The sequence below is a fragment of the Thauera sedimentorum genome (genome assembly GCF_014489115.1).
Taxonomy (GTDB): domain Bacteria; phylum Pseudomonadota; class Gammaproteobacteria; order Burkholderiales; family Rhodocyclaceae; genus Pseudothauera; species Pseudothauera sedimentorum.
In genome coordinates this window covers 1,045,281-1,063,673 of record NZ_JACTAH010000001.1, presented here as the reverse complement: position 1 = coordinate 1,063,673, position 18,393 = coordinate 1,045,281, and the positions used below count along the sequence as shown (strand labels likewise).

At 70.7% G+C, this 18,393-nt stretch carries 18 protein-coding genes; 8 read left to right on the top strand and 10 right to left on the bottom strand.

Annotated features, from left to right (window positions below):
- The first annotated feature begins 36 nt into the window (after positions 1-36).
- Positions 37-297 (top strand): DUF3862 domain-containing protein, encoded by a 261-nt coding sequence (locus IAI53_RS04790; RefSeq protein ID WP_187716985.1) that lies wholly within the window; start codon positions 37-39, stop codon positions 295-297.
- 107 nt (positions 298-404) lie between these two features.
- On the opposite strand, the gene IAI53_RS04785 is transcribed toward IAI53_RS04790, so the two are convergent.
- Both IAI53_RS04785 and IAI53_RS04780 read right to left on the bottom strand, forming a co-directional pair.
- Positions 405-1,652, bottom strand: coding sequence for a nitronate monooxygenase (locus IAI53_RS04785; RefSeq protein WP_187716984.1), 1,248 nt, complete (start codon positions 1,650-1,652; stop codon positions 405-407).
- 117 nt (positions 1,653-1,769) lie between these two features.
- Positions 1,770-2,720 carry an SdiA-regulated domain-containing protein gene (locus tag IAI53_RS04780; RefSeq protein ID WP_187716983.1) on the bottom strand — a complete coding sequence of 317 codons (951 nt, stop codon included), beginning with the start codon at positions 2,718-2,720 and terminating at the stop codon, positions 1,770-1,772.
- Positions 2,721-2,872: 152 nt separating this feature from the next.
- Here IAI53_RS04780 and IAI53_RS04775 point away from each other — a divergent pair, with 152 nt between their 5' ends.
- Together IAI53_RS04775 and IAI53_RS04770 are read left to right on the top strand one after the other, a co-directional pair.
- A complete protein-coding gene (locus IAI53_RS04775; protein ID WP_187716982.1) occupies positions 2,873-3,352 on the top strand; it encodes a tellurite resistance TerB family protein in 480 nt (159 codons plus the stop codon).
- A 5-nt stretch (positions 3,353-3,357) separates the two neighbouring features.
- Complete coding sequence (locus tag IAI53_RS04770; RefSeq protein WP_187716981.1) at positions 3,358-4,626, top strand: glycerate kinase type-2 family protein; 1,269 nt, start codon at positions 3,358-3,360, stop codon at positions 4,624-4,626.
- A 19-nt stretch (positions 4,627-4,645) separates the two neighbouring features.
- Here IAI53_RS04770 and IAI53_RS04765 read toward each other — a convergent pair whose 3' ends face one another.
- Positions 4,646-5,182, bottom strand: coding sequence for a peroxiredoxin-like family protein (locus IAI53_RS04765; RefSeq protein ID WP_187716980.1), 537 nt, complete (start codon positions 5,180-5,182; stop codon positions 4,646-4,648).
- Positions 5,183-5,230: 48 nt separating this feature from the next.
- Positions 5,231-6,670 carry a dihydrolipoyl dehydrogenase gene (locus IAI53_RS04760; RefSeq protein WP_187716979.1) on the bottom strand — a complete coding sequence of 480 codons (1,440 nt, stop codon included), beginning with the start codon at positions 6,668-6,670 and terminating at the stop codon, positions 5,231-5,233.
- Between the two features lie 216 nt (positions 6,671-6,886).
- Between IAI53_RS04760 and leuE the strand changes: the two genes are divergently transcribed.
- The 4 genes from leuE to IAI53_RS04740 all read left to right on the top strand — a co-directional run bounded on the left by leuE (position 6,887) and on the right by IAI53_RS04740 (position 10,436).
- The gene (gene leuE, locus IAI53_RS04755) at positions 6,887-7,546 is read left to right on the top strand and encodes a leucine efflux protein LeuE (protein WP_187716978.1); all 660 of its coding nucleotides are present in this window, start codon (positions 6,887-6,889) and stop codon (positions 7,544-7,546) included.
- A 99-nt stretch (positions 7,547-7,645) separates the two neighbouring features.
- Positions 7,646-8,254, top strand: coding sequence for a xanthine phosphoribosyltransferase (xpt, locus tag IAI53_RS04750; protein WP_187716977.1), 609 nt, complete (start codon positions 7,646-7,648; stop codon positions 8,252-8,254).
- Between the two features lie 56 nt (positions 8,255-8,310).
- Positions 8,311-9,171, top strand: coding sequence for an HDOD domain-containing protein (locus IAI53_RS04745; RefSeq protein ID WP_187716976.1), 861 nt, complete (start codon positions 8,311-8,313; stop codon positions 9,169-9,171).
- 137 nt (positions 9,172-9,308) lie between these two features.
- Positions 9,309-10,436 (top strand): HD-GYP domain-containing protein, encoded by a 1,128-nt coding sequence (locus IAI53_RS04740; RefSeq protein ID WP_187716975.1) that lies wholly within the window; start codon positions 9,309-9,311, stop codon positions 10,434-10,436.
- A gap of 274 nt (positions 10,437-10,710) precedes the next feature.
- On the opposite strand, the gene IAI53_RS04735 is transcribed toward IAI53_RS04740, so the two are convergent.
- Entirely contained in the window at positions 10,711-11,652 is a 942-nt protein-coding gene (locus IAI53_RS04735; RefSeq protein WP_187716974.1) for an alpha/beta hydrolase, read from the bottom strand.
- Between the two features lie 192 nt (positions 11,653-11,844).
- On the opposite strand from IAI53_RS04735, the gene IAI53_RS04730 reads away from it, so the two are divergent.
- Complete coding sequence (locus IAI53_RS04730; RefSeq protein ID WP_187716973.1) at positions 11,845-13,020, top strand: trans-sulfuration enzyme family protein; 1,176 nt, start codon at positions 11,845-11,847, stop codon at positions 13,018-13,020.
- Here IAI53_RS04730 and IAI53_RS04725 read toward each other — a convergent pair.
- Genes IAI53_RS04725 through IAI53_RS04705 form a run of 5 tightly spaced genes read right to left on the bottom strand, consistent with a single transcriptional unit; the run spans position 12,989 to position 18,371 of the window.
- Positions 12,989-14,131 (bottom strand): FAD-dependent oxidoreductase, encoded by a 1,143-nt coding sequence (locus tag IAI53_RS04725; protein WP_187716972.1) that lies wholly within the window; start codon positions 14,129-14,131, stop codon positions 12,989-12,991. The genes IAI53_RS04730 and IAI53_RS04725 overlap by 32 nt on opposite strands.
- Positions 14,128-14,871, bottom strand: coding sequence for a DUF3047 domain-containing protein (locus IAI53_RS04720; RefSeq protein ID WP_187716971.1), 744 nt, complete (start codon positions 14,869-14,871; stop codon positions 14,128-14,130). The genes IAI53_RS04725 and IAI53_RS04720 overlap by 4 nt, the downstream gene beginning before the upstream one ends.
- Positions 14,868-15,509: a TIGR04282 family arsenosugar biosynthesis glycosyltransferase gene (locus IAI53_RS04715; RefSeq protein ID WP_349771891.1), complete on the bottom strand. Its 642-nt coding sequence runs from the start codon at positions 15,507-15,509 to the stop codon at positions 14,868-14,870. Before IAI53_RS04715 ends, IAI53_RS04720 begins: the two co-directional genes overlap by 4 nt.
- Positions 15,510-15,512: 3 nt before the next feature.
- The gene (locus IAI53_RS04710; RefSeq protein ID WP_187716970.1) at positions 15,513-16,208 is read right to left on the bottom strand and encodes a TIGR04283 family arsenosugar biosynthesis glycosyltransferase; all 696 of its coding nucleotides are present in this window, start codon (positions 16,206-16,208) and stop codon (positions 15,513-15,515) included.
- Positions 16,209-16,211: 3 nt separating this feature from the next.
- Positions 16,212-18,371 (bottom strand): dihydrolipoyl dehydrogenase family protein, encoded by a 2,160-nt coding sequence (locus IAI53_RS04705; protein WP_187716969.1) that lies wholly within the window; start codon positions 18,369-18,371, stop codon positions 16,212-16,214.
- Positions 18,372-18,393: the final 22 nt, after the last annotated feature.

Below are 18,393 nucleotides of genomic sequence, written 5' to 3'. Positions count from 1 at the left end.
ATAATCGGCCTGTCACGCAATCCCACGGAGTCCCGCATGAAGCACCCCATCCGCCTGCTGGCGGCTGCCGCCCTCGCCCTGTCGCTGACGGCCTGCAGCAAGGTCACCGCCGACAACTACAACAAGCTGAAGTCGGGCATGACCTACGAGGAAGTGCGCGCCATCCTGGGCAAGCCGGACAACTGTAGCGACCTGCTCGCCGCGCGCAGCTGCACCTGGGGCGACGAGAAAAGCTACATCAACGTGAGTTTCGTCGGCGACCAGGCCGTGCTGTTCCACTCCGAGAACATCCGCTAGTCCGCCGCCGGGCCTGTTGAAGGCTTGTCCGGCACGCCCGTAGGAGCGGCCTTGGCCGCGATGCAGCCGTCGTTTCCTCGTTGGCCGTATCGCGGCCAAGGCCGCTCCTACATGGCCGGCAGCGCGATCTTGCCTTCGGTGCTGAACTGGTAGTCTTGGAACACGTGCTCGGCCGAGAGGATCTCGTACTGCCCGCTTTCGTCCTTGCGCGTGGTGTCCTTCAGCTTGTAGGTGAAGTGGCCACAGGTCCACAGGTCGAAGTTGCGCATGTGGGTGCACATGCAGGTCTTGTCGAACACCTTCACCTTGGTGCCTTCCGGATGCAGGGCAACCTCGCGGTTGTAGGCGTCGATGTACTGGCAGTTGCCCTTGGCGTCGAGCAGGTAGCCGTAGGCCTCGCAGTTCGGGCGGATGCCGTTGCCGATCGCGGGGCTGCTCTTGAGCATGCGCATCGGATAGCCGGTGGGCGAGATCATGTTGACCTCGATGTCCTGCTCGCTGGCGCGGAAGTACTCCTGCTGCACGTCCTCCGGCAGGCCGCATTCGCGGGTCACGGTGAAGCGGGTGGCCACCTGCACCGCCGCCGCGCCGGCTTCGAGGAAAGCTGCGGCGTCGGTGCCGGTGAAGATGCCACCGGCCGGGATCAGCGGAATGTCGAGCTGCTCGGCGGCCAGCCAGTCGCGGATCTCGGCGACGATGGTGGCCAGGTCGTACTGCGACCAGTCCATGCCGAAACCGAGGTGGCCGCCGGCCAGCGGGCCTTCGACCACCACGTAGTCGGGCAGGCGCCCGGTGCGCGCGCTCTTCTTCAGGAAGAGCTGCAGGGCGCGCAGCGAGGAGACGATGATGCCCAGCTTGGCGTCGCGGAAGCGCGGGTGATCCTCGATCAGCGCAAAGGAGCCCAGGTGCAGGCCGGCGGCCAGCGTGATGCCGTCGATGCCGGCATCCAGCGCCGCGGTCAGGCGCACCCGCAGGGTTTCCTTGGGGGCGTTCATCGTCAGCTTTTCCATGCAGTTGATGAACACCATGCCGGGGCCGCGCTTGGCCTCCATGGTGCGCCCGACGTGCAGCGCGGTGGCTTCCGCGAGCAGGCCGAGGTCGAACTGCACCACCGACTTGTCGGCGTTGTCGACGTTGAACTTGTACTGCTGGAGCTTGTTCTTGACGTACTTGGTCTTGAAGCGGCGGTCGGACACCGTGGGCACCATGGCATCCGAGATGTGGCCGATACCGCCCAGGCGCGCGGCTTCGAGCGAGAGTTCGGCGGTCGAGATGTCCACCCCCATGCCGCCGATCATGATCGGCACCAGCTCATGCTTGCCGAACTTCAGGCGAAAGTCATCCACACGCTTCATTACTTCAGTATCCCTTCTGGCGTAGCCCGTGATTATCGCCCGAGATGCCCCTCCTCGGCTAGGGAAACCGAGGCCCGATGGCGCGGGGTTTCCGCGATCCACCTGCGTCGAAGCGTCTCAAGGCGCCGGCTGCGGCGGCAACCACGGCGGGCGGGCGGTGCGCTCGAAGCGGTAGAACAGGTTGGGTTCGGACAGCAGATAGAGCGCGCCCTCGTCGTCCACCGCCACGCCCTCCGGCTGCGGCACGCTGCGCGCCAGTCCGTGCCAGCCGCGCCATAGCGGCATCAGGCTCAGCGGATTGCCCTCGGTGTCGTACTCCACCACCAGCTTCGAATCATCGCTCAACAACAGCATGTGGCCGGTCGGCTCGTGCAGGGTCAGCGAGGACAGGTCGCGCATGAAGAGCCCGGGGGAGCGCGACTCCTTCCACTCGCTGATCTGCAGGTCGAAGCGTTCGCCGCGCAGCACTCCCGGCAGGCCGTTGATCTCGTAGATGCGCAGCGGCGACTTCTCCTTGGCCACCAGCAGGCGCTCGCGCGCCGAATCCCAGGACACGCCCTCGAAGCCGAGATTGCCGCTCAGCTCGATGGCCAGCCCCAGGCGCGGCGCGTCGCGGGTGTCGATCTCCTTCGTATCGTCGCCGATGCGCACCAGCAGCAGTTGCTGGAGGCGTTCGTCGGCCAGCACGAAGAGGTCGTCGCGGACATGGGTGATGCCTTCCGCGTCCTCCATGCCGCGTAGCCGGATGTAGCGCAGCAGGCGACCATCCCGGCTCAACTCGGCGACCGCCGGCGGACTGTTGATCACGGTAAACAGCGTGCCGCGCACCGGATCGAAGGTCAGTCCGGACGCATCGTCGGCAATGCCCTGCACTTCGCGGGCTTCGATGCTCACCCGGTAGGCCGGCAGCCAGATGCTGCTGGCCGCCCAGCGCGCCTCGCCCTGCTTCATCTTCAGCCAGTGGTGCGCCAGGCCGAACAACTGGTACTTCCAGCCCAGTCCGCCGAGCAGCACCAGCAACACCAGCATCGCCGTCAGCCAGCGGCGCCGAGTCGTCCGTCGGTCCATCGAAATCCCTTTCGTTCACGTCATCCGCCCGCATGGCGGCCCTGCATTGGTACGGCGCCGGGTGCGCGAGTTCCATCGCCCAGGAACTCTTTTCCCGCGCGTTCACTCAGCCGATACTACGACTTGTCCCTTGCCCATCCGCATTTTCCGCCATGCTCCGCACCCTCAAGGAACTGTTCAACACGCTTGCCGAGCCTTCGCCCGCCGACCGCCCCGAGCAGCAGGAACACCGCCTGCAGCTTGCCACCGCGGTACTGATGGTGGAGGTGATGCGCGCCGACGCAGCGTCTGGCGACGACGAGCGCACCGCCATCGTGCGCGCGCTGGGCGAGAAGTTCGCCCTGCAGGCCGACGAGGTCGACCGCCTGTTCGAGCTGGCTCAATCGGCCTCGCGCGACGCCCCTGACCTGCAGGGTTTCACCTCGCAACTCAACCGCGGCTTCAGCGCGGCAAAGAAGGTGCGCATCGTCGAATACCTCTGGCAGGTCGCCTTCGCCGACGGCCACCTCAGCAACCATGAGAACCACCTGATGCTCAAGCTCGGCGACCTGCTCTACATCCCGCGCGGCGATTTCGTCGCCGCCAAGCAGCGCGCCCGCGCCGCAGCCGGCCTGAAACCGGAAGGCCATTGAGCGCGATGACGCCCGACACGGACCCGCGCGCCCTGCTGCGCCGCATGTTCGATGCGGCGATCGCCGCCGCCCAACCGGCCATCTGCCTGCCGCCCTTGCTGCCCGAACCGCCAGCGGGGCGCACCGTAGTGATCGGCTTCGGCAAGGGTTCGGCCGAAATGGCGCGTGCGCTCGAATCGCACTGGCCGGGCGAGCTCTCCGGCCTGGTGGTCACCCGCTACGGCTACGCGGTGCCCTGCGAGCGCATCGAGATCGTCGAGGCCGCCCACCCGGTGCCGGACGCCGCCGGCGAAGCCGCTGCGCGCCGCATCCTCGACACGGTGGCGGGTCTTTCCGCCGACGATCTGGTGATCTGCCTGGTGTCCGGCGGCGGCTCTGCCCTGCTGCCCCTGCCCGCCCCCGGACTCACGCTGGCCGACAAGCAGGCGCTGGGCCGCGCGCTGCTGCAGTCGGGCGCCACGATCGGCGAGATCAATTGCGTGCGCCGCCACCTGTCGGCGATCAAGGGCGGGCGCTTGGCCGCCGCCTGCCACCCCGCGCGGGTGGTGAACCTGCTGATCTCCGACGTGCCCGGCGATGGCCCCACCGACATCGCCTCCGGCCCCACCGTGCCCGATCCCAGCACCTGCGCCGATGCGCTGGCCATCCTGCGCCGCTACGCCATCGACCCCGCCCCCGCGGTGCGGCAGTTGCTGGAGAGCGGCGCGGGCGAATCGCTCAAGCCGGGCGACCCGCGCCTGCCGGCGATCGACACCCGCTTCATCGCCACCCCACAGATGGCACTGGAGGCTGCCGCCGAGGTGGCGCGCCAGTCGGGCATCACCCCGGTGATCCTTGGCGACAGCATCGAGGGCGAGGCACGTGAGGCGGCCCGCGTGCTGGCCGGCATCGCCCGCCAGGTGCGCCGCCACGGCCAGCCGGGCACCGCGCCGCTGGTGCTGCTGTCCGGCGGCGAGACCACGGTGACCGTGCACGGCCAGGGGCGCGGCGGGCGCAACGTGGAATTCCTGCTCGCGCTCGCACTGGCGCTCGACGGCCAGCCCGGCACCTGGGCGCTGGCAGGCGACACCGACGGCGTGGACGGCCAGGAGGAAATCGCCGGCGCCTTGGTGACGCCGGACACCCTGGCGCGCGCCCGCGCGCTCGGGCTGGTCCCGCGCGCGGCGCTGGACGACAACGACGGCCACGGCTTCTTCGGCACGCTGGGCGACGCGGTGGTCACCGGGCCGACGCTGACCAATGTGAACGACTTCCGCGCGATCCTGGTGCTGTAGGCGCGGACGCCGTTCCCGCTCACACCGCGCCGGTGTACTCGCCGCGCGCCGGGTAGTCCTTCTGGATGGCGAAGTCGATCGCCCCCAGCAGCTCGTCGAAGTGCGGCCGTGCAAAGGGCATGGTCTGCACCGCGCCGTAGTACAGCGTGCCATCGGGACGCACCAGGAACAGGCCCGGCTCGGAGAACAGCGCCGGCTCCTCGATGCCGATCGAGGTCTTGCCGCGCGAGCTGGACAGGTACAGCCCCCATTCGCGCGCCTTCGCCAGGGTCAGCTCGTAGCCGAAACGCAAGTCCGTCGCGCCGATCTTGTCGGCCATCGCCTGCGCGCGCTCGCGCCCGTCGGAGGACAGCGCAATCACGCCCACGCCGCGCTCTTCGAACTCGGGCAGCAGCCGGCCCAGTTCGGCCAGGTACTTGGCGCACACCGGGCAATGCAGGCCGCGGTAGAAGACCAGCATGGTGAAGCGCTGTGGCGCCTCGGTGGCGAGATCGAAGTCGCCGTGCGCCAGCGTGGGCACGGCCAGGGCGGGTACGGTCTGTCGGGGGGTGAGCACTGTGGATCTCCTTGTCGTCATGTGTTGCTGCGCATGCGGGGCATCGAGTCAGGCACCCGGGCCGCAGTCCATGCAGCGGCGCACCGGCGGCGGTCCCATGTGCAGGGCGCGGTTCAGCTCGCGCAGCGCGCTGCGCAGGCCTTCCTCGATCACTGGATGATAGAACGGGCAGTCGAGCATCTGCCGCACCGTGTCGCCGCGCTGCGCCGACCAGGCGAGCAGATGGCCGAGATGCTCGGCGGCCGGCCCTATCATCTCCGCACCGAGGAAGTTCCCGGTCGAACGCTCGCCGTACACCCGCAACAGGCCGCGGTTCTTCAGCATCACGCGGCTGCGTCCCTGGTCCTCGAAAGACACCTCGCCACACGCGAAATCCACCCCGGCGGCGCACAGCTCGGCGTGCGAGCGCCCGGCGATCATCATCTGCGGATCGCTGAACACCACGGTCAGCCCTGCGCGGCGCGGGTGCGCACGCAGGTCCGGGTAGCGCCCGGCGTTGTCGCCGGCGATACGCCCGTCGTCGGCCGCCTCGTGCAGCAAGGGATGATCCGCGGCGGCATCGCCGGCGATGAACACATGGCCGTCGCCCGCCTGCCCGGTGTACCGGTCGTGCAGCGGCACGCCGCGCTCGTCCAGTTCCAGGCCGGTGTGTTCCAGGCCCAGGCTGGCGAGATTCGGCCGCCGGCCGGTGGCGGCGAGCAGGTAGTCGAAGCGCTCCTCGTGCAGCTGGCCGCCTTCGCGCGCGCCCACCACCACCTCACCGCCTTCCCGGCGCAACTGCAGATCCCCGGCGTCTGCACACAGCGGCAGCTCCTCCGCGAGGATCTCGCGGGCCCGAGCCTGCAACGCAGGATCGCTCAGCGGTCCGATGCGCCCGCCGCGGCCGTACAGGCGCACCCTCACCCCCAGGCGGTGCAGGGCCTGCGCGAGCTCCAGACCGATCACCCCGGTGCCGGCCACGGCCACCGATGCGGGCAGGGTCTGCCAGTCGAACACCTGGTCGCTCAGCAGCAGGCGCTCGCCCAGCGTTTCGCGCCAGCCCGGCGGCACATACGGCGAGGAGCCGGTGGCGACGACGACGCGCGCCGCCCGCACCCGAGTGTGCTCGCCCACCTGCAGGTGATGGGCGTCGATGAAGCGTGCCTCGCCGCGCAGGCGCAGCGACTCGGGCCAGCCCTCCACGGTCTCGAGGACGAAGCCGACGAAGCGGTCGCGCTCGGCCCGCACCCGGCGCATCACCGCCTCGCCGTCGATCTCGGGAGGTCCGGCATGCACGCCGAAACGCGCCGCCCCGCGCACCGCATGCGCGGCCTCGGCCGCGGCGATCAGCAGCTTGCTGGGCATGCAGCCCACCCGTGCACAAGTGGTGCCGTAAACTCCGCCCTCGATCAGCACCACCCGCTCGGTGTGCGCACGCGCCGCACGCCATGCGCTCATGCCGGCAGTGCCGGCGCCGATGATGGCCACGTCGGTGTCGAGCAGGTCCATGTCGTCCTCGCTTGGAAAGATTGCCTTTTTCAGCGTAGCGCCTCGATGCGCCCCGGGGTAGGAGCGGCCTTGGCCGCGATTCAGCCTTTGGCTGAACTGTCACACAAATCGCGGCCAAGGCCGCCCCTACAGTTGCCCCCCTGCCAGTATCGCCTGCTGCTTGCTAAGATCCGCTCTTCGCGCCGGATCGCGCGCGGCTCCCGTCTGGAGTGCACCATGTTCTACGGCATCACCGACCTGCCCACCTTCATCCTCGGCACCATCTTCATCGTCCTGCTGCCCGGGCCGAATTCGCTCTACGTGATGTCGGTCGCCTCGCGCTGGGGCGTGGGGGCCGGCTACCGCGGCGCCTGCGGCATTTTTGTCGGCGATGCCATCCTCATGGTTCTGGCGGCCACCGGCACCGCTTCGCTGCTGCGCGCCACGCCCGAGCTGTTCATGGTCATCAAGTACGCCGGGGCCGCCTATCTGGCCTGGGTCGGGCTCGGCCTGCTGCGCGCATCCATCGCCAACTGGCGTCGCCGGCTCGCCGGCGAGGCGGACATGCAGCCCCAGCCACCGGCGGCCAGCACCGCACACCCCTTCCGCAGCGCGCTGCTGATCAGCCTGATGAACCCGAAGGCCATCCTGTTCTTCGTGTCCTTCTTCATCCAGTTCGTCGACCCCGGCTACGCCCACCCGGGCCTGTCCTTCGTCATCCTCGGCGCCATCGTGCAGGTGTGCAGCGCGCTCTACCTGTCGGCGCTGATCTTCGGCGGCGCCTATCTGGCGGCGCAGTTCCGCCGGCGCCGGCGCCTGGCCGCGGCCGCCACCGGCAGCGTGGGCGGGCTGTTCATCGGCTTCGGCGCCAAGCTCGCCACCGCCACGCTGAACTGAGAGACGTTCGGAAGCCATGCAGGTGGCACGCCGCCTGCGTTAGAATCGCGCCCCTTTCCCGGACACGTACCGGGCGCCCGCACTCTGAAGACCCCTGCCATGACCGACGCTCACGATCTCACCGCCCCCCACGAACCCCTGGTCCGCCGCATCGAGGCCGAGGCGACGGTGATCGGCGACCAGATCCTCCGGATCGACCACTTCCTCAACCATCGCATCGAACCGGCCTTCATCGTGGACATGGGCCGTGAACTGGCGCGGCGCATGTCCGCCTTTCATCCCACGATGATCCTCACCGCTGAGGCCAGCGGCATCGCGCCGGGCCTGGTGGTGGCACAGGTACTCAACGTGCCGCTGGTGTATGCCAAGAAGTACGCGCCGCAGGTCGAATCGCCCTTCATCTCGCGGGTGATCCCCTCGCCCACCAAGGGCGGCGAGACCAAGCTGGTGATGTCCCAGCGCTACGTGCAACCCGGCGCCCGCGTGGTGCTGGTGGACGACTTCCTGTCCAACGGGCGCACCGCGGTGGCCCTGGTGGAGATGGCGCGCGAGGCCGGCGCCGAGGTGCTGGCCGCCGGCTTCATCGTCGAAAAACGCTTCAAGCGCGGCCATGAGGCGGTCGAAGCGCTCGGCGTGCCGGTGGCCACGCTGGCCCAGGTCGAGCGCCTGGAGCACGGCAAGGCCGTGTTGCGTCAGCCGCAGGCCTGAGCCCCACCGGGGCTTCTCGCGCTACACTGCGGACTCCGCGTCCAGGAGTCAGGCTCATGCAGGAATTCGAACAGCAGGCCCAGGCCTTCGCCTCCCAGATCGAGGAGGAGTTGCAGGAAGGCCGGCTGAATTTTCCCACTGCCCTCGACGTGTCGCTGCGCATCAAGCGCCTGGCGGACAACCCCGAGTCGACCATGGACGAGATCGCCGCCGTCGTCCGCGCCGAGCCGGTGCTGAGCGCCAAGGCAGTGCGCATGGCCAACGCGGTGCTGCTCAACCCCTATGGCAAGCCGGTCACCGCGGTCAATGAGGCGGTCAAGCGCATCGGCCTGTCCGCGCTGCGCTGCCTGGCCTTCGCGGTGGCCGCCGAGCAGCTGGCCCAGGACCACCGTTCGCGCGAGATGCGCCTGGTGGCCTCCGGCCTGTGGATGCACTCGGTGGACGTGGCGGCCTGGTCCTACGCCTTTGCCCGCCACTTGCGCACGGTCAATCCGGATACCGCGATGCTCGCCGGGATGATGGTCGACATCGGCCAGTTCTTCCTGCTCGCTCGCGCCGCCGACTACCCGGCGCTGGAGGGCAACATGAACCGCTTCGCGGAATTCGTCTCCACCTGGGACGAACCGGTGGGCCGCGCCATCCTGGAAGCCTTCGAGCTGCCCCCGGCCATCCTCGACGCCTTCCAGTACGAAGACCCCTACGGCGGCAACTGGCCGCCCGAGGACCTCTCCGACATCGTCTTCATCGCCGGCCTGGCGGCCGAGATGCCAAATCCCTTCGATTCGCTGCTCGGCCTGGACAACCGCGCGGCGCTGCTGGAAACCTGCATCGCCGGCATCGACCGCAGCAAGTACGACGAGCTGATCGACGCGGCGCGGGCCGGCCGACAGGAACTGCTGGCCGCAGTGGTGGGCTGAGACGGCCTAGAACGCACCGCACTGCGAAGCAGTTCCTGCTCTCCTGCAGGGAAATCGCACAAACTCCCCATTCCGGGGAATTCAGCGCCGACAGGTCGGTCCCACTCCGGAACACGCCGTGAATCCGGGAGAGCGCCATGACCACCTACGTTCGCACCGACCCGCAGATCGCCGACACCTTCCTGGCCGGCACCCTGCCCGCCCGCCTCAAGGACCTGCACCAGCAGATCGCCAACGTGCTGCCCGACATCGTCCGCGTCGGTGTGTTCCTGGTGGATGCGGACCAGGCCCGGCTGACCACCTGGGCCGACAGCGAGGACCGCGTGCTGCCCTGCCCCAGCGGTCTGGCCAGCCTGCCGGGCAATCCGGCCCTGTCGCGTTGCGGCGCCAGCGGCAGCGCCCAGACCACCTTCATCCGCATCGATCCGGCGCTGGAATGGGCCGCCGGCGAGCGCACCTGCCCGCTGATCGCCATGCCGGTGAGCCGCGGTCGCAGCTTCTACGGCTTCCTGGTGATCGAATCCGACCCGGCGGTGGCGCTGCCCGCCCACGACATCCGCGAACTGCTCGCCTGGGGGCCGCTGGCCGCCAGCCTGCTGGCGCAGAGCATCGAGTCGGTGCACACGCTGATCGGCACCACGCGTTTCGCGCTGGATTTCACCCTTACCCGCGACCGCGAAACCGGGGAGCACCAGCTGCGCCTGCGCGACTACATCCTCGCGCTCGCCACCGAGCTGTCCGCCGCGCACGGGCTGGGCGAGGAGTTCATCGCCGAACTCGCCCTCTTCGGCCCGCTGCACGACATCGGCAAGGTCGGCATCCCGGACGCCATCCTCCTCAAGCCGGGGCGCTTCGAGGCCCACGAGTGGGAGCTGATGAAGGAACACGTCACCCTCGGCCACAGCATGGTCGAGCGCCTGATCCAGGACTTCCGCCTGCACGACACGCCCGGCATGCAGACCCTGCACGACGTGGTGGCCTGGCACCACGAATGCCTGGACGGCAGCGGCTACCCCTACGGCATCCACGGCGACGCCATCCCGATGAGCGCCCGCATCGTCAGCACCGCCGACGTGTTCGACGCACTGACCTGCCAACGGCCCTACAAGCGCCCCTGGAGCCTGGACGACGCCCTCACCCAGCTGCAGACGCTGGCCGGCGACAAGCTGGACCGCGACTGCGTGGACGCCATGTTCCACGCCCGCAAACGGATCGAAGCGATCTGGCAGCAGCACGCCACCGGCGCCCCGCCAACGGCTGGCTGAACCGCGCTCCGTAGCAGCACCCCTGGGCCGCGATGCGTGCGCTGATGAAACGACGCCGCAATCGCGGCCAAGGCCGCTCCTACACGGTCTCCTGAACCAACCACCCCCGCCCGCTTCACGTCCATCGGACGCGTGTCCGGCTGTACCCCCAGGCACGGGGTTTTCCGTAGGAGCGGCCTTGGCCGCGATGCGTCCGCCGGAGAAGCGACGCCGTGATCGCGGCCGAGGCCGCTCCTACACGTTTTCTCGAGTTTCCGCTGCCCGCTTGCGCCTGCTACGCGAGCACGCGCCGCAAGGCCGCCGCGGCGGCGGCGACCGTGTCCCTGGCTTCCGGAAAGAACTTACCCAGGGTGAGAAAGCCATGCACCATGCCGGCCACCGGCAGATGCGTCAGCTCGCCGCCTTCGGCACGCACCCGTTCGGCAAAGGCCAGGCAGTCGTCGGTGAGCGGGTCGCATTCCGCGGTCACCAGCAGCATGGGCGGCAGGCCGGCGAGCGAGGCCGCGCGCATCGGCGAGGCACGCCAGTCCTCGGTTTCGCCGCCGGGCAGGTAGCGCTCGAAGAACCACTGCAGGCTCTCGCGATCCAGGAAGTAGCCGTCGCCGTAGGTCTGGCGGGACGGCCGTTCGCTGAGGATCTCGGTGCTCGGATAGACCAGCAGCAGGAAGCACGGCTGGCAGCCGTCCGCGTCGCGCAGGGCCAGCGCGGTGACGATGGACAGGTTGCCGCCGGCACTGTCGCCGCCCAGCGCGATGCGCTGCGGATCGATGCCGAGCAGCCCGGCATGCTCCGCCGCCCAGTCGAAGGCCAGGCGCGCGTCATTGACCGCGGCCGGAAAGGGGTGCTCGGGCGCCAGGCGGTAATCCACCGACAGCACCGCGCAGCCGGCGCCGTTGGCCAGCTCGCGGCACAGCACGTCGTAGCTCTCCACATCGCCCACGCACCAGCCGCCGCCGTGGAAATACACCAGCAGGCCCAGCACCTCGTCCGGCCCGGCCGACAGCGGGCGGTACAGGCGGGCCAGCAGCACGCTGCCGTCCGGGCGGGGCACCGGCACCTCGGTCACCGAGGCCACCGCCGGCGCCTCGGGGCGGAAGGCGAACTGCAGCTTCTGGAAGGAATGGCGGGCCTGCGCCACCGACAAGTCATGAAAGCGGGGCGCACCGACGCGGTACACCATGTCGAGCAGGGCTCGGGCCTGGGGGGACAAGGGCATGGGATGACGATTGCCGGGCGGCGGCAGCGTTGAGAAGGGCGACATTCTAGGATGCGTTTGCCGGATCCGCGACGCCTGCGCGCCGCAGGCCGCGCGCGAGCGGCTATGCTGCAGGGGTGGCGCCGCCCCGAAGCAGGCGGCGCAACCCTTACCCCAGGCCCGCAGCGGGCCGCCACGCAGGACCCCACACCGATGAACGCTCCCCGGACACTCTCGCCAGACACCCTCGCCGCCCAGGCCCTGGGCTGGATCGCTCCCCAGCACCGCGACCTCGCCCCCACCATCCACCCGGCCAGCACCTTCGAACGCGCCGCCGACGGCAGCTACCCCGGCGGCCGCCTCTACTCACGCGACCAGAGCCCGGCCTACGACCAGGCCGAAACCCTGCTCGCCGCCCTCGAAGGCGGCCACCAGGCCCTACTCTTCCCCTCCGGCATGGCCGCCGCCACCGCCCTGGTCCAGGCCCTGGAACCGGGGGCGCGCGTGCTGGCCCCGCACGCCATGTACTGGGGGCTGCGCAACTGGCTGCAGGAGCTCGCCACCCGCCGCCAGATCGCGCTGGATTTCTACGACAACGCCGACGGCGAGGCGCTGGCCGCGGTGCTGCGCACCATGCCGCCGCGCCTGCTGTGGATCGAAACCCCGGCCAACCCCACCTGGGAAGTCACCGACATTGCCGCCGCCTGCGCCGCCGCGCGCGCCGCCGGCACCCTGGTGGCGGTGGATTCCACCGTGCCCACGCCGCTGCTCACCCGCCCGCTGGCGCTGGGCGCGGACTTCGTCATGCATTCGGCCACCAAGTACCTCAACGGCCACTCCGACGTGGTGGCCGGCGCACTGGTATGCCGCGAGGACTCGCCGGTATGGCAGCGGGTGCGGCAGAACCGCGCCCAGGGCGGCGCGGTGCTCGGCCCCTTCGAAGCCTGGCTGCTGCTGCGCGGCATGCGCACCCTGCCGCTGCGCGTGCGCCAGGCCTGCGCCTCGGCGCAGCGCATCGCCGAGACCCTGCACGGCGACGCACGCGTCGCCCAGGTGCTCTACCCCGGCCTGCCCAGCCACCCCGGCCACGCAGTGGCCGCCGCGCAGATGCAGGGCGGCTTTGGCGGCATGCTGTCGATCCGCGTGGCAGGCGGCGAAGCCGCGGCGATGGCCGTCGCCGGCCGGCTGCAGGTGTTCAAGCGCGCCACCTCGCTCGGCTCGGTGGAGAGCCTGGTCGAGCACCGCGCCAGCGTCGAGGGCCCCGGCACGCTTTGCCCGCCCGACCTGCTGCGCCTGTCGATCGGCATCGAGGCGGTGGACGACCTGCTCGCCGACCTGGACCAGGCGCTGGACGCTCCTACACGGATGGCGGATCGCCGTCCGGCGTGAAGCGCGCCATGAAGGCGCGGTCGATGCGGTCCTTCCAGCGCCACACCCAGCCGCCCCACCAGGCCAGCGCGCCCCAGGCCGCAAGCGCGCTGCCGTCCGCGGTGTTGATCAGGTAGAGCGCGCGGCGCTGCGGGGTCCAGTCTTCCAGCGCTTCGCCGCGCAGCGCGCGCAGCAGGTTTTCCGCCAGCGGCGGGCCGGCGCGTACCGCATAGACGCCGGACTTGGGGCGTGCGTCGGCGTAGGCGGCGCAGTCGCCGGCGGCGAACACCGCCGGATGTGACAAGGACCGCAGGCTGCGCGACACGCGCACGAAGCCGCCCTCGTCCACCGCCAGCCCGCTGGCCGCCAGCCAGGGATGGGCCGCCGCGCCGGTGACCAGCAGGGTGTGGCGTGCGGGCAGTTCGCGGCCGTCGTCCAGGCGCACGAATCCGGCGCCCACCGCCTCGACCCGCCGCCCGCCCAGCCATTCGATGCCGCGCGCGCGCAGCAGCGCCGCCGCCCGCCACTGCAGCACGCGCGGCAGGCCGGCGAGCGGTCGCACTGCGCCACCGATCACCCGCAAGGCCGGCCCGCTGCCGGCCGCGCCGCGCAGGCCCAGGGCGCGCAGGCGTGCGTCCAGCGCGAAGGCCAGTTCCACCCCGGCGGCACCGCCGCCGACGATGGCCAGATCACCCGCCTCGCCACGGCCATAGGCGTCCAGCCAGCCGTCGATGGCGGCGATGAAGGTCTCGATCGGGCGCACCGGCAGCGCATGCTCCGCCGCACCCGGCAGCGCCGCGATGTCGGTGGCCGGGCCGGCATCGATGGACAGCAGGTCGAAGCCGAGCCGGCTGCCGTCGGCCAGCCTCAGCTCGCGGGCGTCAACATCCAGCGCCACGCAGGCCTGCTCCACCCGCTGCACGCCGGCGCGGTCAGCCAGCGCATCGAGCGGCAGCACGCAGTCGCGCAGCGCGTAGCGGCCGGCGATCCAGCCGGGCAACATGCCCGAGTACACCTGGCGCGCGTAGGGCGAAACCAGCACCACCTCGGTGTCCGCGAGCCTTTCCCGGGCCAGGCGATCGAGCACGTATACATGCGCATGGCCGCCCCCGAGCAGCACCAGGCGCTTCATCGCGCGGCCTCGAGCCGCAGGTCCTCGAACCAGGCGGTGACCGCCTCGCCAGTGTTGTCGGTGTCGGCAGCGACGGCGATGCCGGTGATGGGCGGGGCCTCCTCGCCGAAGGCGGCGCGGAAGTCCTCGGCGACGTTGCGCCGCACGCCCACCCACTGCCCGGCGCGCACCGCGCCGCTGTCGACCACCACCATGCGCACCCGGTCGGTGTAGGGATTGGGGCCGATCGCCCCGGCCGCCTGCGCCGTACCCCACACGTAGGCGAGCGCCGCGGTGGGCAGTTCGGCGCCGTGCAGCACGCGCGCCAGGGCAATCGCGGCGCGTTCGCCGAAGGACAGGCGTTCCACCGGATAGTCGAACAGCACATACACCCGCGCTGCGTAGTCGTCGCCCTCCTTGCGGCGGAAGTCCGAGCCGGCCACCGGCGCCGACACCTTCCAGCGCCAGCTCAGCCAGGGGCGCTCGCCCGGATCGACGGACAGCGGATGGGCCAGCGTGGAGGCGGCGGCTTCGGAATCGATGCGCAACACGGTCTGCGCCCGGCCGCCGGGGGTGTCCTCGACCAAGGTGAAGCGGTTCTCGCGCTCGACCTTGGGCAGCGGCTGATGCTGCCAGGGTGCCGGCGGGGTAGCGCCGGGGGCGGCAAGCGAGAACGGTGCGATCACGGCCGGCGGCGCCTGCGCCAGCGCGGTGGCGGACAGCACCAAGAGGATCGCGCCGATGAGCCCTCGTCCGTTCATGTGCAAGCTCCTTCCGCGCGCACGGCCTCCAGCTCCGCCAGACGCGCCAGATCCCCCGGCCGGTCCACGTCCCACAGGCGGGCCGGTTCGCTCCAGCGCAGGCCGGCAGCCTGCAGGCGGACTCGGGTTTCGGCCATCACCTGGTCGCCGCCCCAGGGCATGTCCTCGAACAGGGCGGCCGGCGCCTCACCGGCCAGCCCCACCAGCACGTAGCCGCCGTCCTCGGCAGGCAGGAACACCGCGTCGTCGCCGCGGCGCAGGCAGTCGGCCGCCGCGTGCAAGTGTGCGGGTTCGAGCGCCGGGCAGTCGCTGCCGATCAGCAAGGTCGGCGCGGGCGGCGTGGCCTGCAGCGCCGCACGCATGCGTGCGCCCAGGTCGCCCGCGGCCTGTACCCGGCAGTTCACCCCGCGGCGGGCCAGCGCGCGGAAGAAGCGCTGCCCGGCATCCGGCGCGCACCACAGCGTCACCGGCCCCAGCGCCGCGGCCCGCGCGGCCGCCAGCGCATGCAGCACCAGGCGGCGGTGCAGGCGTGCCGCGCCCGCCGCGCCGAGCGCCGGGATCAGCCGGGTCTTGGCCTGCCCCGGCAACGGGGCGCGGGCGAAGACGGCGATGTGAACGATGGGGGCTTCTACCGTCACCGGTTACTCCTCGCGCGGCCGGTAGCCGTAGCGCCGCGCCAGTTCGGCCGGGTCCGCCCCCAGGCGGTAGGCCGCGCGCAGGCGCCACATCAGCCAGATGGTGCGCCACACGCCGTGCTGCTCCCAACGGCGGCCGGAGGTGTGAACGCGGGCGGCGATAAAGGCGGGTTCGGAACGCCGCAGCAGTGCGCGCGACAGCGCGATGTCTTCCATCAGCGCGATGTCCGGATAGCCGCCCACCGCGTCGAAGGCCTTGCGGGTGACGAAGATGGCCTGGTCGCCGGTGGCGATGCCGGTGTGGCGCGAGCGCCAGTTCATCAGCGCGGCGATCACCGGCAGCATGCGGTGGCGGCCGACGATGTCCACGTCGAAGCGCCCCCACTCGCGCCCTGCCCCCACCGCGCCGGCGATCAGGCGGTCGGCCGCCTCGGGCAGTGCGGTGTCGGCATGCAGGAAGAGCAGCACCCGGCCGCTCGCCTCGCGTGCGCCGGCGTTCATCTGGCTGGCGCGCCCGCGCGGCGCCGCCACCACCCGGTCGGCCAGCGGGCGGGCCAGGCGCAGGGTGTCGTCCGTGCTGCCGCCGTCGGCGACGATCACCTCCACGCCGCGCGCGCGCAGCGCCTGCAGGCGGGCGAGGCAGGCTTCGATGCCCGCGGCCTCGTCGAGCACCGGCAGGATGATGGACAGCGCCGCCGCCATGCCTCAGGCGCTCCCGCGCCGCCAGGCGTGGAAACGCGCCACCCAGGCGAGCAGGCGCTGCGGGGCGTGCGCGCGCTTCCACGCGCCGGCGGCGTACTTGTTGGCCTCGGCCATCGTCGGGTAGATGTGGATGGTGCCGAGCAGCTTGTTCAGACCGATGCGGTGGCGCATCGCCAGCACGAACTCGGCAATCAGCTCGCCGGCGTGTGCGCCGACGATGGTCGCACCGAGGATGCGGTCGCGCCCCGGTTCGGTGAGCACCTTGACGAAGCCTTCGGCCGCCCCCTCGGCGATCGCGCGGTCGAGGTCGTCGATGCCGTAGCGGGTGACTTCATACTTCACGCCGGCGGCCTTGGCGTCCTGCTCGTTCAGGCCGACGCGCGCGACCTCAGGGTCGGTGAAGGTGGCCCAGGGGATCACCGAGTAGTCGGCGCGGAACTTCTTCAGCGGATCGAACAGCGCATTGACCGCCGCGTACCAGGCCTGGTGCGCCGCAGTGTGGGTGAACTGGTAGGGACCGGCCACGTCACCGGCGGCGTAGATGTTCGGATACCTGGTCTGCAGGAACTCGTTCACCTCCACCGTGCGCCCGGCGGGAATGCCCAGTTCCTCCAGCCCATAACCCTTGAGGTTGGCGGCGCGGCCCACCGCAACCAGCACCGCGTCGAAGGCGATCTCGGCCTCGGCGCCGTCACGCGAAAGGTCGCGCACCACCATGCGCTTGCCCTGCGCATCCGCCACCACCCGCACCGCCTCGTGCTGCAGGTAGAGCGCGATGCCCTCGGCACGGAAGCCTTCCTCGACCAGCGCCGAAACCTCCTCGTCCTCGCGCGCCATCAGGCGCGGCAGCATCTCCACCTGGGCGACCTGCGAACCAAGCCGCGCGAAGGCCTGGGCGAGCTCGCAGCCGATCGGCCCGCCGCCCAGCACCAGCAGGCGCGCCGGCAGTTCCCGCAGGGACCACACGGTATCGGAGGTCAGATAACCCGTCTCCGCCAACCCGGGTATCGGCGGCACGAAAGGCCGCGCCCCGGTGGCGATGACGATGCTGCGCGTACTCAGCCGGCGCGCGCCGCCTTCCGCGTCGCGCACCTCGACCTCCCAGGGCGAGACGATGCGCGCCTCGCCCTGCAGCACCTCCACGCCCAGCCCGGTATAGCGTTCCACCGAGTCGTGCGGCTCGATCGCGCGCACCACGCGTTGCACGCGCTCCATGACCGCGGCGAAGTCCACCCGCGGCGTACCGGCCTCGATGCCGAACTCGCCCGCGCGGCGCAGTTCGGCGACCAGGCGCGCGCTGCGGATCAGCGTCTTCGACGGCACGCAGCCTGTGTTCAGGCAGTCGCCGCCCATGCGGTGCTTCTCCACCAGGGTCACCTTGGCCTTCACCGCGGCGGCGATGTAGGCGGTCACCAGCCCGGCGCTGCCGGCGCCGATCACCACCAGGTTGCGCTCGAAACGCGAGGGGCGCAGCCAGCCGGCATACACCCGGCGCGCCCGCACCCAGTCCACCGCCTTGCGCGCGAGCAGCGGAAACACCCCCAGCAGCACGAAGGCGCCGAGCAGGCCGGGCGACAGAATGCCGGCGGGTGAGTCGATCTGCGCGAGCTGGGTGCCGGCATTCACATACACTACGGTGCCGGCCAGCATGCCGAGCTGGCTCACCCAGTAGAAGGTGCGCGCGCGCATCGGCGTGAGCCCCATCACCAGGTTGATGACGAAGAAGGGAAAGAGCGGCACCAGGCGCAGGGTGAACAGATAGAAGGCGCCGTCCCTCTCCACCCCGGCGTTGACCGCCCGCAGACGCTCGCCGAAGCGCGCCTGCACCCAGTCGCGCAGCAGGAAGCGCGAGACCAGGAAGGCCAGCGTGGCGCCGATGGTGGACGCGAAGGACACCAGCAAGGTGCCCCACAGCAGCCCGAACACCGCCCCCACCGCCAGCGTCATCACCGCCGCGCCGGGCAGCGACAGCGCGGTGACCGCCACATACACCGCGAAGAACACCCCCGCGGCCAGCCACGGATTGGCCGCCCGCCAGGCCTCGATCTCCGCCTGACGGGTCTTGAAGGCCTCCAGCGTGAGGTACTGGCCGAGGTCGAGCGCGAAGAACAGCGCGATGGCTGCAAGCAATACCGCAAGGATCAGCAGACGTTTCGAGTGCATGGAGGCGATACCGGATGGCCGG